The sequence below is a fragment of the Leifsonia williamsii genome (assembly GCF_030433685.1).
Classification (GTDB): Bacteria; Actinomycetota; Actinomycetes; order Actinomycetales; family Microbacteriaceae; genus Leifsonia; species Leifsonia williamsii.
This window is the reverse complement of the sequence record NZ_JAROCF010000001.1, coordinates 2,843,117-2,857,149: the sequence shown is the minus strand read 5'-3', so window position 1 is coordinate 2,857,149 and position 14,033 is coordinate 2,843,117. Positions and strand designations below refer to the sequence as shown.

15 protein-coding genes are annotated in these 14,033 nt (G+C 73.5%); all 15 read left to right on the top strand.

Annotated features, from left to right (window positions below; genetic code table 11):
* Positions 1-2 precede the first annotated feature (2 nt).
* The 15 genes from P5G50_RS13465 to lgt all read left to right on the top strand — a co-directional run bounded on the left by P5G50_RS13465 (position 3) and on the right by lgt (position 14,000).
* On the top strand, positions 3-1,991 hold the full coding sequence (locus tag P5G50_RS13465) for a primosomal protein N' family DNA-binding protein (protein ID WP_301208339.1): 1,989 nt from the start codon (positions 3-5) through the stop codon (positions 1,989-1,991).
* 87 nt (positions 1,992-2,078) lie between these two features.
* The gene (gene fmt, locus P5G50_RS13460) at positions 2,079-2,987 is read left to right on the top strand and encodes a methionyl-tRNA formyltransferase (RefSeq protein ID WP_301208340.1); all 909 of its coding nucleotides are present in this window, start codon (positions 2,079-2,081) and stop codon (positions 2,985-2,987) included.
* Entirely contained in the window at positions 2,984-4,408 is a 1,425-nt protein-coding gene (locus P5G50_RS13455; RefSeq protein ID WP_301208341.1) for an RsmB/NOP family class I SAM-dependent RNA methyltransferase, read from the top strand. Before fmt ends, P5G50_RS13455 begins: the two co-directional genes overlap by 4 nt.
* Before the next feature lie 50 nt (positions 4,409-4,458).
* Positions 4,459-5,151 carry a ribulose-phosphate 3-epimerase gene (gene rpe / locus P5G50_RS13450; protein WP_301208342.1) on the top strand — a complete coding sequence of 231 codons (693 nt, stop codon included), beginning with the start codon at positions 4,459-4,461 and terminating at the stop codon, positions 5,149-5,151.
* 9 nt (positions 5,152-5,160) lie between these two features.
* The gene (locus P5G50_RS13445) at positions 5,161-5,424 is read left to right on the top strand and encodes a phosphoribosyl-ATP diphosphatase (protein ID WP_301208344.1); all 264 of its coding nucleotides are present in this window, start codon (positions 5,161-5,163) and stop codon (positions 5,422-5,424) included.
* Positions 5,425-5,475: 51 nt separating this feature from the next.
* A complete protein-coding gene (gene hisG, locus P5G50_RS13440; protein WP_301208345.1) occupies positions 5,476-6,315 on the top strand; it encodes an ATP phosphoribosyltransferase in 840 nt (279 codons plus the stop codon).
* The gene (gene hisF / locus P5G50_RS13435) at positions 6,315-7,079 is read left to right on the top strand and encodes an imidazole glycerol phosphate synthase subunit HisF (protein ID WP_301208347.1); all 765 of its coding nucleotides are present in this window, start codon (positions 6,315-6,317) and stop codon (positions 7,077-7,079) included. The genes hisG and hisF overlap by 1 nt, the downstream gene beginning before the upstream one ends.
* Positions 7,076-7,456, top strand: coding sequence for a phosphoribosyl-AMP cyclohydrolase (gene hisI / locus P5G50_RS13430; protein WP_301208348.1), 381 nt, complete (start codon positions 7,076-7,078; stop codon positions 7,454-7,456). The genes hisF and hisI overlap by 4 nt, the downstream gene beginning before the upstream one ends.
* Complete coding sequence (locus P5G50_RS13425; protein WP_301208350.1) at positions 7,453-9,006, top strand: anthranilate synthase component I; 1,554 nt, start codon at positions 7,453-7,455, stop codon at positions 9,004-9,006. The genes hisI and P5G50_RS13425 overlap by 4 nt, the downstream gene beginning before the upstream one ends.
* The gene (locus tag P5G50_RS13420) at positions 8,999-9,769 is read left to right on the top strand and encodes a Trp biosynthesis-associated membrane protein (protein WP_301208351.1); all 771 of its coding nucleotides are present in this window, start codon (positions 8,999-9,001) and stop codon (positions 9,767-9,769) included. The genes P5G50_RS13425 and P5G50_RS13420 overlap by 8 nt, the downstream gene beginning before the upstream one ends.
* Positions 9,770-9,882: 113 nt before the next feature.
* On the top strand, positions 9,883-10,113 hold the full coding sequence (locus P5G50_RS13415; RefSeq protein ID WP_301208353.1) for a DUF6704 family protein: 231 nt from the start codon (positions 9,883-9,885) through the stop codon (positions 10,111-10,113).
* 3 nt (positions 10,114-10,116) lie between these two features.
* Positions 10,117-10,887 carry an indole-3-glycerol phosphate synthase TrpC gene (gene trpC, locus P5G50_RS13410; protein ID WP_301208355.1) on the top strand — a complete coding sequence of 257 codons (771 nt, stop codon included), beginning with the start codon at positions 10,117-10,119 and terminating at the stop codon, positions 10,885-10,887.
* The gene (gene trpB, locus P5G50_RS13405; RefSeq protein ID WP_301208356.1) at positions 10,887-12,128 is read left to right on the top strand and encodes a tryptophan synthase subunit beta; all 1,242 of its coding nucleotides are present in this window, start codon (positions 10,887-10,889) and stop codon (positions 12,126-12,128) included. Before trpC ends, trpB begins: the two co-directional genes overlap by 1 nt.
* A complete protein-coding gene (gene trpA, locus P5G50_RS13400; protein ID WP_301208357.1) occupies positions 12,125-12,922 on the top strand; it encodes a tryptophan synthase subunit alpha in 798 nt (265 codons plus the stop codon). Before trpB ends, trpA begins: the two co-directional genes overlap by 4 nt.
* An 85-nt stretch (positions 12,923-13,007) precedes the next feature.
* Complete coding sequence (lgt, locus tag P5G50_RS13395) at positions 13,008-14,000, top strand: prolipoprotein diacylglyceryl transferase (RefSeq protein ID WP_301209376.1); 993 nt, start codon at positions 13,008-13,010, stop codon at positions 13,998-14,000.
* Positions 14,001-14,033: the final 33 nt, after the last annotated feature.

The following is a 14,033-nucleotide window of genomic DNA, read 5'->3' as shown; positions in this document are numbered from 1 at the left end:
CGATGGCGGCGGCCGGCCGGGTCGCCCGGGTGGTCCTCGACTCGCCGCTGCCGCAGCTGGACCACTTCTTCGACTACGCCGTTCCCGACGAGCTGGCGGCGGAGGCGCAACCCGGCGTGCGTGTGCGCGTCCCGCTGCGGACGGCCGGGCGTATCGCCGACGGCTACCTGGTCGAGCTGGCGGAGCCCGGCGACGAGTACGAGGGCACGCTCAGCCCGCTGGAGGCGGTCGTCTCGCCCGCGCGCGTGCTCACCGACGGCGTCTGGCGGCTCGCTCGCCGGCTCGCCGACCGCAGCGCGGGTACGGCGAGCGACATCCTGCGTCTGGCGGTGCCGTCGCGCATGGTCCGCGTCGAGAAGGCGTGGCTCGCCCGCGATCGTGAGGCCGACGTCCGCCCCACGCCGCCGGCCCACCCGGTCCGCGGCTACGGCGACGGCGTGCTGGAGGCCGCGGTCGCCGCGAACGAGCGGCTCGCCCTCCGTCCGCTGTCGTTCCCGAGCGCGCTGCCCGACGGCACCTGGGTCGGCGAGTGGGCGATCACGCTCGCCGCCCTCGCCGCCGCCACGTGGAGCGAGGGCCGCACCGCGATCATCGCCGTTCCCGACCATCGCGACCTCGAACAGCTCGCGGCCGCCCTCACCGCCGTCGTCCCTCCCGCCGCAGTCGTCCGCGCCGACGCCGGACAGGCGAACGCCGACCGGTACCGCGGGTTCCTGGAGGCGCTGAGCGGGCCGCGCATCGTCATCGGCAACCGCTCGGTCGTCTACGCCCCCGCCGAGCGGCTGGGGCTCCTCGTCGTCTGGGAGGACAGCGACCCCCTCCACGCCGAGCCGCTCAGCCCCTACGTGCACGCCCGCGACGCGGCGCTCGTACGGCAGGAGCTGGAGGGGTGCGCGCTCGTGATCGGCGGCCTCGTCCGCAGCGTGGAGGCGCAGCGCCTGGTCGAGCTCGGCTGGCTGCGCGACATCGGCCCCGAGCGCGCCTACACGCCCAAGGTGGTGCTGACCGCCAACCAGCAGGCGGAGGAGGCCGCAGCGCGCGCCGCCCGCATCCCGTCGAGCGCGTGGCGGGCGGCGCGCGAGGCGCTGACCGGAGGGGAGGGCCGCCCGGCCGGCCCGGTGCTCGTGCAGGTCGCCCGCCCGGGCTACGCACCGGTCCTCGCCTGCGCGAAGTGCGGCCAGGCGGCGCGCTGCAACCGCTGCACCGGTCCGCTCGGTCAGTCGCGTGCCGGCGCCACGCCGGCGTGCGCCTGGTGCGGCGCACTGGCGACCGACTGGCGGTGCGACCACTGCGAGCACGACCGGTTCCGCATGGTCACGGTCGGCTCGGGCCGCACCGCGGAGGAGCTGGGGCGGGCCTTCCCCGGCACGCGCGTGGTCCTCGCGGACGGCGACCATCCGGTCCTCCGGGTCGGCGCCGCTCCCGCGCTCGTCGTCGCGACCCGCGGAGCCGAGCCGATCGCCGAGGGCGGTTACCGCGCGGTGCTCCTCCTCGACGGCGAGCGGATGCTCGCCCGCGAGACGCTGCACGTCGCCGAGGACTGCCTGCGCTGGTGGGCGAGCGCCGCCTCCCTCGCCGCGCCCGGCGCTCCGACGGTGCTGGTCGGGGTATCGGGGACGCTCGCGCGCGACTTCGCCACGGGCCGGCTCGCCGCCTTCGCGCACGCCGAGCTGGTCGACCGCCGCGCGCTGCGGTTCCCGCCCGCGGTCCGGCTGGCCTCCGTCACCGGGGCCGACGAGGTGGTGCGGGAGGTGGTCGCGGCCGTCGACCCCGACCTCCTGATCGACGTGCTCGGCCCGGCGCCCGTCGACGACCGGCTCGTGCGCGCCATCCTGCGCTTCGAGTACGCGAAGGGGGCGGAGGTCGCCGCGGCGGTGCGTGCGGCCGTCGTCAAGAACGCGACCCGCCGACGCAAGGCTCCCGCGGGCCGTGGCGGCTACCGGCCCGCGCCGACCCTGCGGGTGCGGTTCGACGACCCCGAGATCCTCTGACCCGTCGATCTCCCGACCCATCGGCCGCGGGTAGACTTCCGGGCGTCCCCGCAGTGGGCGACGACCAGTACCGAAAGAACCTTCGCCATGCGCCTCGTCTTCGCCGGCACCCCCGCCGTCGCCGTCCCGTCCCTCACAGCGCTCGCCTCCGGGCACGACATCGCGGCTGTCATCACCCGGGAGGACGCCCCGCTCGGACGCAAGCGCGTGCTGACCCCGTCGCCGGTCGCCGCGGCCGCCGAGGAGCGCGGGCTGCCCGTCATCCGGGCGAACCGGCTCCGTGAGGAGGTCACCGAGCGGGTCGCCGGGCTGGCGCCCGACCTCGGCGTGATCGTCGCGTACGGCGGACTGGTGCGCGAGCCGCTCCTGTCCCTCCCGCGACTCGGTTGGATCAACCTCCACTTCTCGCTGCTGCCGCGCTGGCGCGGAGCGGCCCCGGTGCAGCACGCGGTGATCGCGGGCGACCGCGAGACGGGCGCCGCCGTGTTCCAGCTGGTCGCCGACCTCGACGCGGGCGACGTGTTCGCCGAGCTGCGTCGCCCGATCGGTCCCGACGAGACCGCCGGCGAGCTTCTGGACGCCCTGGCGGTCGACGGCGCCGCGCTGCTCGCGGAGACAGTGGATGCGCTGGAGGCGGGCACGGCCGTCGCCACGCCGCAGACCGGCGAGCCCACACTCGCTCCCAAGCTCGGCATCGAGGACGGCCGCCTCGACTTCACGCTCGCGGCCGACGAGGTCTACGCGCGGCTGCGCGGCGTGACCCCGGAGCCCGGCGCGCACGCGCAGCTGAACGGCGAGCGGTTCAAGATCATCCGCGCCGCACGCTCCGAGGGCGAGGCGCTCCGGTCCGGCGAGGTGGAGGCGCGCGGCCGCAGCATCGTCGTCGGCACCGGCACGGAGCCGCTGGAGCTGATCACCGTCCAGCAGGCCGGCAAGAAGGCGATGCCGGCCGCCGACTGGTGGCGCGGCGCCCAGGGAGAGGTGGTGCTGTCATGAGCGACCGCCGACCGTCGCAGGGCCGCCGCGGCCCGTCCCGCACCGCCTCCCACAACCCCGGCCGCGCCCAGCCCGCCCGCCAGGTCGCGCTCGACGTGCTGCAGGCGGTCCGCGAGTCCGACGCCTACGCCAACCTGCTGCTGCCCGGCCGCATCGCGCGGGCGCAGCTCTCACCCGCCGACGCCGCGCTCGCGACCGAGCTGACGTACGGCACGCTGCGCATGGAGGGCTACTACGACCGTGTCATCGCGCGGGCCGCGGGCCGCACGGTCGACCGGATCGACCCTCCGCTGCTCGACGTGCTGCGCCTCGGCGCCCACCAGCTGCTCGCCACGCGCGTGCCGCCGCACGCCGCAGTCAATGAGTCGGTCGCGCTGGCCCGCACCGTCGGCAGCCGGTCCGGGACCGGGTTCGTCAACGGCGTGCTGCGCGAGATCGGCCGGCACACCCCTGAGGAGTGGCAGCAGCGCGTCGGCGGGGATGCCAAGAACGAGGACGAGCGCCTGGCCGCGCTGACCTCCCACCCCGCCTGGATCGTGCGCGCGCTGCGGCGATCGCTGGAGGCGGAGGGCCGCGAGGCCGAGCTGCCCGACCTCCTCGACGCCGACAACACCGCGCCGCGCGTCAATCTGGTCGCCCTGCCCGGTCTCGCCGACCCGCCGTCGGGAGCGCGGCCCGATCGCTACTCGCCCGTGGGCTTCACCGCGGGCGGCGGAGACCCGCAGGAGCTGATGGAGGCGTCGGGAGGCGCCCTGCGCGTGCAGGACGAGGGCTCCCAGCTGGCCGCCCTGGCGCTCACGCGCGCCCGGCCGGTCGAGCCGGGGGAGCGCTGGCTCGACCTCTGCGCCGGCCCCGGCGGCAAGGCGGCGCTGCTGGCGGCCGAGGCTCTGGCGGGCGGTGCGACCCTCGTCGCCAACGAGGTCGTCCCGGCGCGCGCCGAGCTCGTGCGCCGCGCCCTCGCGCCCGTGCCGCTCGACGTGCCGGTGTGGGAGCGCGACGGTGTCGCGCTCGGCCGCGAGCACGCGGGGGAGTTCGACCGCATCCTGCTCGACGCGCCCTGCACCGGGCTCGGCGCGCTGCGCCGCCGCCCCGAGGCGCGCTGGCGCAAGCAGCCGAAGGACGTCGCCGAGCTCACCCGCTTGCAGGAGGCGCTGCTCGACGCCGCGATCGTCGCGCTCAAGCCCGGCGGCCTGCTGGCCTACGTCACGTGCTCGCCGCACCTGGCGGAGACGCACGCGATCGTCGACAACGCCCTCGACCGGAACGACGGCCTCCTCGAACCCGTCGGCACCGCCGGGGTCGTGCAGTCGCTCGCCTCCGAGCGGCTCGACCTCGCGGGCGACGGCGACCGGGTGCAGCTCTGGCCGCACCGGCACGTGACCGACGCCATGTTCATCGCGCTGCTGACCAAGCGGGCGTAGGGGAGGCGCGGCCGGCGCCTCCCGGTACCGTCGCCCCATAGGCTGGAGGCATGGCACGCATCAACCCGAGCATCCTGGCCGCCGACTTCGTCAACCTGGAGCGCGACCTCCATCGGATCTCGACCGCCGACCTCGTGCACGTCGACGTCATGGACAACCACTTCGTGCCCAACCTGACCTTCGGCCCGCAGATGGTCGGCCGCATCCAGGACGTGAGCACGATCCCGCTCGACGTGCACCTGATGATCGACGACCCCGACCGCTGGGCCCCCGGCTACGCGGAGCTGGGCGCCTACTCCGTGACCTTCCACGCCGAGGCCGCCGCCGACCCGGTCGCCCTCGCCCGGAGGCTGCGGGCCATCGGCGCCCGCGCCGGCATCGCGCTCAAGCCCGGCACCGACGTGACGCCCTACCTGGAGCTGCTGCCCGAGTTCGACCAGGTGCTCGTGATGACCGTCGAGCCCGGCTTCGGCGGCCAGTCCTTCATGCCCGAGACGATGCCGAAGCTGCGTCGCCTGCGCGAGGCCGTCGACGGCTCCGGCCTCGACGTCTGGCTGCAGGTCGACGGCGGCGTGACCACCGAGACCATCGTCACGGCCGCCGACAACGGCGCCGACACCTTCGTCGCCGGCTCCAGTGTGTTCCGCGGCGAGCCCGCCGAGCAGATCCAGGCGCTGCGGGAGGCCGTGGCCGGGCACGTGCACGCGGGTTCCCCGGCCGACGCCGCCCCCGGCGACCAGTAGGCTGTAACGGTGAAAACCTTCGACGACCTCTTCGCCGAGCTCAGCGAGAAGGCCGCGACCCGCCCGGAGGGCTCCGGGACGGTGCGCGAGCTGGACGCGGGCGTGCACGCCATCGGAAAGAAGATCGTGGAGGAGGCCGCCGAGGTCTGGATGGCCGCCGAGTACGAGACCGACGAGGCCACGGCCGAGGAGATCTCGCAGCTGCTCTACCACCTGCAGGTGCTGCTGCTCGCCAAGGGCCTCACCCCGGCCGACGTGTACCGACATCTGTGACGTGAGGACCCCCACGCCACCGATCGACCCCGTACACGAAAGACGTCACCGATGCTGAGAATCGCCGTCCCCAACAAGGGCTCCCTGTCCGAGACCGCGGCGCAGATGCTCGCCGAGGCGGGCTACAACGGCCGCCGCGACCCCAAAGAGCTGATCGTCGCCGACCCGCGCAACGATGTCGAGTTCTTCTACCTGCGCCCGCGCGACATCGCCACCTACGTCGGCTCCGGCGCGCTCGACGTCGGCATCACCGGCCGCGACCTGCTGCTCGACTCGGAGTCGCCGGCGGCCGAGATCGCGGCGCTCGACTTCGCCGCCTCCACGTTCCGCTTCGCCGGCCCGGCCGGGCAGTTCAGCGAGCTGGCCGACCTCGACGGCAAGCGCGTCGCCACCAGCTACCCCGGCCTCGTCGGCGCCTTCCTCGCCGAGAACGGCATCGGCTCCACCCTGGTCAAGCTCGACGGCGCGGTGGAGTCCGCGGTCCGGCTGGGCGTGGCCGACGCGGTCGCCGACGTGGTCGAGACCGGCACCACGCTGCGCAAGCAGGGGCTCGAGATCTTCGGCCCGGTGATCCTCGAGTCGGAGGCCGTGCTCATCTCCTCTCCGGCCGGCGCCTCCGGCGTCGACACGCTGGTCCGCCGGCTGCAGGGCGTCATGGTCGCCCGGCAGTACGTGCTGATCGACTACAACCTCCCCGCCGTGCTCCTCGACCGCGCCGTGGCACTGACCCCCGGGGTCGAGTCCCCGACGGTGTCGCCGCTCGGCGAGCCGGACTGGGTCGCGGTCCGCGTCATGATCAAGCGCGACCAGACGAACCACATCATGGACGCCCTGTACGAGCTGGGCGCCCGCGCCATCCTCGTCACGTCGATCCACGCGGCGCGCATCTGATGTCCGTCGCGGTCAGGGTCATCCCGTGTCTCGACGTGGCGGCCGGCCGCGTGGTCAAGGGCGTCAACTTCGAGAACCTGCGCGACCAGGGCGACCCGGTCGAGCTGGCCAGACGGTACTTCGAGCAGGGCGCCGACGAGCTGACGTTCCTCGACGTCACCGCGACCGTCGACGACCGCTCCACCACGTATGACGTCGTGCGCGCGACGGCTGAGCAGGTCTTCATCCCGCTCACGGTCGGCGGCGGCATCCGCAGTGTGGAGGATGTGGCCCGGCTGCAGGGCAGCGGCGCCGACAAGGTGGGCGTCAACTCCGCGGCCATCGCGCGCCCCGAGCTGATCGCCGAGATCGCCGGCCGCTTCGGCGCCCAGGTGCTCGTGCTGTCGCTGGACGTGAAGCGCTCGGCCGCCACGCCGTCCGGCTTCGTCGTCACGACCCACGGCGGGCGCACGGAGACCGACCTCGACGCCCTCGAGTGGGCGGCCCGCGCCATCGAGCTCGGCGCGGGCGAGCTGCTCGTGAACTCCATCGACGCCGACGGCACCAAAGAGGGCTTCGACCTCGAGCTGATCCGGGAGATGCGCGCCATCAGCTCCGTGCCGGTCATCGCCTCCGGCGGCGCGGGCAAGGTCACCGACTTCCCGCCCGCGATCGAGGCCGGCGCCGACGCGGTGCTCGCGGCGAGCGTCTTCCACCAGGGCGAGCTGACCATCGGCGACGTCAAGGCCGAGCTGCAGAAGGCAGGAAGGGAGGTCCGCGCATGAGCGAGACCACCGCGACGATCCTCGAGCGCATCCGCTTCACCGACGCCGGGCTGGTCCCGGCGATCATCCAGCAGTGGGACACCCGTGAGGTGCTCATGATGGGCTGGATGGACGCGGAGGCGTTCCGCCGCACCATGAGCGAGGGCCGGGTGACCTTCTGGTCGCGCTCGCGCCAGGAGTACTGGCGCAAGGGCGACACGTCCGGTCACGTGCAGTACGTGAAGGCCGCCGCCCTCGACTGCGACGGCGACACCCTCCTCGTGACCGTCGACCAGATCGGCGCCGCCTGCCACACCGGCACGCGCACCTGCTTCGACGACGACCAGCTGGAGCCGGTCGTCGGCGAAAGCCCCGAGCTCGCTCCGGAGGATCTGTGATCGCCAGCACGGCCGGCACCACCACGCGCGAGGTCTTCGACGCGCTGGCGTCCGATCACCGCGTCGTCCCGGTCGTGCGGGAGCTGTTCGCGGACTCGGAGACACCGGTCGGGATCTACCGCAAGCTCGCGGCGGGCCGTCCTGGCACCTTCCTGCTGGAGTCGGCGGAGCAGGGCGGCATCTGGTCGCGCTTCTCGTTCGTCGGCGCCGCCTCCTTCGGCGTGCTCACCCAGCAGGGCGACGACGTGCGCTGGCTCGACTACGGGGTGAGCGCCGAGCGCGCTCTCGGCGCCGACGCGCTGGCCGCGTCCGGCGTGCGGCCGCTCGACGCCCTCGCGGCGCTGCACGCACGCTGGCAGACGCCGCGCATCCCCGGCCTCCCTCCGCTCACCGGCGGGCTCGTCGGCTTCATCGGCTGGGAGGCGATCCGCCAGCTCGAACGGTTGCCCGGCCGCCCGCCCGCCGATCACGAGGTGCCGGGCCAGGCGCTGGCCTTCGTCGCCGACCTCGTCGTCGTCGACCATCGCACCGGCACGGTCAAGCTCGTCGCCAACGCACTCTGCGACGGCGCCGCACCGGCCGACGAGCTGTGGGCGGATGCGCAAGCACGGCTCGACCGCATGCAGCGCGAGCTGGCGCAGCCGACCGAGGCCTTTCTGGCGGAGGTCGACCTCGGCACGCCCGCCGAGCCGGAGTCGCGCACGCCCCGCGACGACTTCCTCGCCTCCGTCGTCACCGCCAAGCAGCGGATCGTGGACGGCGACATCTTCCAGGTGGTGCTCTCGCAGCGCTTCGAGCTGGCGTCCACCGCCGACGCCCTCGACGTGTACCGGGTGCTGCGCGCGCTCAACCCCAGCCCGTACATGTACCTGCTGTCGCTGGAGCGTCCGGACGGCGCCGCCTACCAGATCGTCGGCTCGTCGCCCGAGGCGCTGGTGAAGGTGCAGGAGTCCCGCGCCTTCACGCACCCGATCGCCGGCTCCCGGCCGCGCGGCGCGACGCCGGAGGAGGACCTCGAGCTGGAGGCGTCCCTCCTCGCCGACGACAAGGAGCGCGCCGAGCACCTCATGCTGGTCGACCTGGCCCGCAACGACCTGCTCAAGGTCTGCACCGCCGGGTCGGTGGAGGTCACCGAGTTCATGCGCGTGGAGCGCTTCAGCCACATCATGCACATCGTCTCGTCGGTGGAGGGCGACCTCCGCGACGATGCCTCGGCGATCGACGTGTTCCGCGCCACCTTCCCGGCCGGGACGCTCTCGGGCGCGCCGAAGCCGATGGCACTGCGCATCATCGACGAGCTGGAGCCCGCGCAGCGTGGGGTATACGGGGGAGTGATCGGCTACTTCGACTTCGCCGGCGACGCCGACCTCGCCATCGCGATCCGCACGGCCACGCTCATCGACGGCCGCGCGCTGGTGCAGTCGGGCGCCGGGCTGGTCGCCGATTCCGTGCCGGAGACGGAGTTCGAGGAGACGCAGAACAAGGCGGCGGCCCCGCTGCGCGCCGTCGCCGTCGCTGCCGCGATGAAGAGGGTGACCGGAGATGGCTGAGCCGGCTCCCGCACCCTCCGCCGAGCGCGCCGCCCGCATCCGCGGTCGGCGTGCGAAGTACCTCACGCTGCTCGTGATCGTCGTCGCGAGCGGCCTGGTGCTCCTCGCCGCGACCCAGACCTGGTTCAGCGTCGCGCTGACCGACACCGCCGAGCACGGCGCGACCCTCACCGTCGCCGGGTCGGCCGCGGCGCCCGCGCTGACCGCGCTGGCGCTGGCCGGGCTCGCGCTCACCGCGGCGCTCGCGATCGCGGGACCGGTTTTCCGCATCGTGCTCGCCCTGCTCGGTGTGCTGCTGGGCGGCTCGATCCTGTTCTCCGCCGGCAGCGCGCTGGCCGACCCGCTGCGCGCCTCCTCCTCGGCGGTGACGACGGCGACGGGAGTCGCGGGCGAGTCGTCCGTCGCCCGTCTGGTGCACGGCGTCGACACCAGTCTCTGGCCGTGGGCGGCGATCCTGGGCGGCGTGCTCCTCATCCTCGGCAGCGCGGCCGCGGTGGTGCTGTCGCGGCTCTGGCCGGGCTCCTCCCGCAAGTACGAGACGCGGTTCCAGACGACGGAGGGCGGGGATGCCGCTGCCGCGCTGGCAGCCGCAGCCGCGGCCGCGGAGGCCGACGAGCGCGCCGCCGACGCGGCCGTCTCGGACGACGCAGAGGCCCGCGCGGTCGCCGAGGGCGAGACCGAGGCAGGACCGGCCTCCCTCGACCGCGACACCGCGATCGACAGCTGGGACGACCTCAGCCGCGGCGACGACCCGACCCGCTGAGCCGACTCGACCCGCTGAGCCGACCCGGCCCTCCCGGTCCCAGCCACTAGACTGGGTCCGTTCCGAAAACCGTGCGCGCTGTGATCCGCGCGCACCAGACGTGCAGGAGTCCCATGAGCAGCGATTCAGTCGAGCCAGGCCACGGTCACTCGCCGGCGGCGTGGACGGCCGTGATCATCATGCTGATCGCCTTCGCCATCGGCGCGGTCGCGTTCTTCTTCGAGGCGCCGATCATCGTGTGGGCGGCGGCGGGCCTCGCCATCGTCGGCCTCATCGTCGGCTGGATCATGAAGCGCGCCGGGTACGGCGTCGGCGGCTCCAAGTACACCCCGAAGGGCCACTGACGCGTGCTGGCCGACCTCGTCGCCGGCGCACGTGAGGACGCCGAGCGGCGCCGGGCCGAGCGCCCGCTCGCCGTCGTCGAGTCCGCCGCGCTCGCGCAGGCTCCGGCGATCGACGCCCTCGCGGCGCTCGCCCCGGCCGAGCGCGTCAAGATCATCGCCGAGGTGAAGCGCGCGAGCCCGTCCCGCGGCGCCCTCGCCGAGATCCCCGACCCCGCCGCGCACGCGGCGCTGTACGAGGCGGGCGGCGCGAGCGCGATCAGCGTCCTGACCGAGGAGCGCCGGTTCCACGGCTCGCTCGCCGACCTCGAGGCCGTCCGTGCGGCCGTGTCGCTGCCGGTGCTCCGCAAGGAGTTCGTCAGCGACCCGTACCAGGTGTTCGAGGCCCGCGCGGCGGGCGCCGACCTGGTTCTGCTCATCGTGGCCGCCCTCGACCAGCCGCAGCTGACCGAGCTGCACGCGCTCGTCACCGAACTGGGGATGACCTCCCTGGTGGAGGCGCACACCGCCGACGAGCTCAGCCGCGCCTTCGACACCGGGGCGCGCCTCGTGGGCGTGAACGCCCGCAACCTCTCCACCTTCGAGCTGGACCGCGACCTCTTCGGCCGGCTCGCCGACCGCTACCCGGCCGGCACGATCCGCGTGGCCGAGTCCGCCGTGAAGACCGCCGACGACGTCGCCCACTACCGGTCCGCCGGCGCCGACGTCGTCCTCGTCGGCGAGGCGCTCGTCACGAGCGACCCGGTCGCCACCCTCCACGAGTTCCTGGGAGCCTGATGTCCACCCCCACCCCCGACGCGCAGCACGACTCGCGTCGCAACGCCACGGGTCCGTACTTCGGCGACTTCGGCGGCCGGTTCGTCCCCGAGTCGCTGGTCGCCGCGCTCGACGAGCTGACCGAGGCCTGGGAGGCCGCCAAGGCCGACCCCGAGTTCCACGCCGAGCTCGACGAGCTGCACCGCAGCTACACCGGCCGCCCGTCGATCATCACCGAGGTGCCGCGGTTCGCCGCCCATGCGGGCGGGGCCCGCATCATCCTCAAGCGCGAGGACCTCAACCACACCGGCTCGCACAAGATCAACAACGTGCTCGGCCAGGCGATCCTCACGCGCCGCATCGGCAAGACCCGGGTGATCGCCGAGACCGGCGCCGGCCAGCACGGCGTCGCCACGGCGACCGCCGCCGCGCTGTTCGGCCTCGACTGCACCATCTACATGGGTGAGGTCGACACCGAGCGCCAGGCGCTCAACGTGGCCCGCATGCGCCTGCTCGGCGCCGAGGTCATCGCCGTCAAGACCGGCTCCCGCACGCTCAAGGACGCCATCAACGACGCCATGCGCGACTGGGTGACCAACGTCGAGACGACCAACTACATCTTCGGCACCGCCGCGGGGCCGCACCCGTTCCCGGCGATGGTCCGCGACCTCCAGAAGATCATCGGCGAGGAGGCCCGCGAGCAGGTGCTCGAGCTGACCGGCGCCCTGCCGAGCGCCGTCGTGGCCTGCGTCGGCGGCGGCTCCAACGCCATCGGCATCTTCCACGCCTTCCTCGACGACGAGGACGTGCGCCTCATCGGCTACGAGGCCGGGGGAGAGGGCGCGGAGACCCCGCGCCACGCCGCGACCATCTCGAAGGGCCGGCCGGGCGTGCTGCACGGCGCCCGCACGATGCTCCTGCAGGACGAGGACGGCCAGACCATCGAGTCGCACTCGATCTCGGCCGGGCTCGACTACCCGGGCGTCGGCCCTGAGCACTCCCACCTCGCCGCCATCGGCCGCGCCGAGTACCGCCCGGTCTCGGACGACGCCGCGATGGAGGCGCTGCGCCTGCTCAGCCTCACCGAGGGCATCATCCCGGCCATCGAGTCCTCGCACGCCCTTGCCGGCGCGCTGGAGCTCGGCCGCGAGCTCGGACCCGACGCGGTCATCCTGGTGAACCTCAGCGGCCGCGGCGACAAGGACATGGAGACCGCCGGACGCTACTTCGGCCTCATCGACGAAGGAGCCGTGCAGTCGTGAGCCGCGTCGCCGACACCATCGCCCGCCGCAACACGGAGGCCGCCGGCGCCCTGATCGGGTACCTCCCGGCCGGCTTCCCCGACCTGCGGACGAGCATCGACGCCGCCGTGGCGCTCGCGAACAACGGCGTCGACGTCATCGAGCTGGGCCTGCCGTACTCCGACCCGGTCATGGACGGCGCGGTCATCCAGGCCGCGACGCAGCAGGCGCTCGGCAACGGGTTCCGCCTGCGCGACGGCTTCACCGCGGTGCGCGAGATCACCGCCCAGGTCGAGATCCCCGTGCTCGTCATGACCTACTGGAACCCGGTGCTGCAGTACGGTGTCGACCGCTTCGCCGACGACCTCGCCGCCGCCGGGGGAGCGGGCCTCATCACGCCCGACCTGATCCCGGACGAGGGCGGCGCCTGGCTCGACGCCTCCGACCGGGTGGGCCTCGATCGCGTCTTCCTGGCGGCGCCCAGCTCCACCGACGCCCGTCTCCGGCAGGCCGTCGAGAAGAGCCGCGGCTTCGTCTACGCGGTCTCGACCATGGGTATCACCGGTGCCCGCAGCGACGTCGACTCGGCGGCGCGTACGCTGGTCGGCCGGTTACGCGACGCGGGGGCCACGAGCACCTGCGTCGGGCTCGGCATCTCCAGCGCGGCGCAGGTCGCCGAGGTGCTCGGGTACGCCGACGGCGCGATCGTCGGCTCCGCCCTCGTCAAAGCGCTGGCGGACGGGGGAGTGGAGGCGGCAGGCCGCACCGCTGCCGACCTCGCCCGGGGCACGGCGGCGGCCCGCACGTCGCGCTAGCGGCGGCGTTCTAGACTATTGAGGCTGCGCGCCGTCGGCGCTGCGGCGGAACGACACGGAAGGTGAGTCACGGGTGGTTGCGACCTTGAGCAGCTGGTACGCCGGCATCCCCAGCCCGGGGCCCGAGTGGCAGCAGATCCCGATCGACATCTTCGGGCTGCACTGGCGGATCCAGACCTACGCGATCTGCATCCTGATCGGCATCATCGTGGCCGCGATCTGGACGTCGCGCCGCCTCACCAAGCGCGGCGCCGAGCCGGGCGTGGTGCTCGACATCCTGCTCTGGGCGGTGCCACTGGGCATCATCGGCGCCCGGCTGTACCACGTGGTCACCCACCCCAACGACTACTTCTACGAGGGTGCGAACCCCTGGGCCGTGCTCTACATCTGGGAGGGCGGCAACGCCATCTTCGGCTCGCTGATCGGCGGCGCCGTGGGCGCCTGGATCGGCTGCCGCTGGACCGGGCTGCGGTTCTGGACCTTCGCCGACGCCCTCGCCCCTGCGCTCCTGCTCGCCCAGGCGATCGGCCGCCTCGGCAACTGGTTCAACCAGGAGCTCTTCGGCCTGCCGACGAGCCTGCCGTGGGGCCTCGAGATCGACCCGACCAATAAGGCGATCCCGGTGGGCCTCCCCGAGGACACGCTGTTCCAGCCGCTGTTCCTCTACGAGATCATCTGGAACGTCATCGGCGTGATCGTGATCGTGTGGCTCGAGCGCAAGTTCCGCCTCCAGTGGGGCAAGGTGTTCGCCCTGTACCTGATCTGGTACGGCCTCGGCCGCTCGTACCTGGAGTCGATCAGGATCGACCCGAGCGAATTCTCGTTCCTCGGCATCCCGACCAACGTCTGGGCCGCCTTCGTCGCCGTCGTGCTGGGCGTCGTGATCTTCATCGTGCAGTCGCGCCGGCACACCGGACTCGAGCCGAGCCCGTACCGGCCGGGGCGTGAGTGGGTCCGGCCCGATGCTGAGGTAGACTCGGACGACACCGACCCGGATGACGAGGTCTCCGCCGATGACGACGGAGTGCCCGCCGGGTCCTCCGCAGCCTCCGCCACAAGCGGACACGGCTCGAAGTAGATCGCGGGCCCGACGAAAAGCCGGGCCACGAAA

Excerpts from the sequence above, each read along its gene's own strand:
- P5G50_RS13465 (WP_301208339.1), top strand. The coding sequence starts at position 3 with ATGGCGGCGGCCGGCCGGGTCGCCCGGGTGGTCCTCGACTCGCCGCTG.
- fmt (WP_301208340.1), top strand. The coding sequence starts at position 2,079 with ATGCGCCTCGTCTTCGCCGGCACCCCCGCCGTCGCCGTCCCGTCCCTC.
- P5G50_RS13455 (WP_301208341.1), top strand. The coding sequence starts at position 2,984 with ATGAGCGACCGCCGACCGTCGCAGGGCCGCCGCGGCCCGTCCCGCACC.
- rpe (WP_301208342.1), top strand. The coding sequence starts at position 4,459 with ATGGCACGCATCAACCCGAGCATCCTGGCCGCCGACTTCGTCAACCTG.
- hisG (WP_301208345.1), top strand. The coding sequence starts at position 5,476 with ATGCTGAGAATCGCCGTCCCCAACAAGGGCTCCCTGTCCGAGACCGCG.
- hisF (WP_301208347.1), top strand. The coding sequence starts at position 6,315 with ATGTCCGTCGCGGTCAGGGTCATCCCGTGTCTCGACGTGGCGGCCGGC.
- hisI (WP_301208348.1), top strand. The coding sequence starts at position 7,076 with ATGAGCGAGACCACCGCGACGATCCTCGAGCGCATCCGCTTCACCGAC.
- P5G50_RS13420 (WP_301208351.1), top strand. The coding sequence starts at position 8,999 with ATGGCTGAGCCGGCTCCCGCACCCTCCGCCGAGCGCGCCGCCCGCATC.
- P5G50_RS13415 (WP_301208353.1), top strand. The coding sequence starts at position 9,883 with ATGAGCAGCGATTCAGTCGAGCCAGGCCACGGTCACTCGCCGGCGGCG.
- trpB (WP_301208356.1), top strand. The coding sequence starts at position 10,887 with ATGTCCACCCCCACCCCCGACGCGCAGCACGACTCGCGTCGCAACGCC.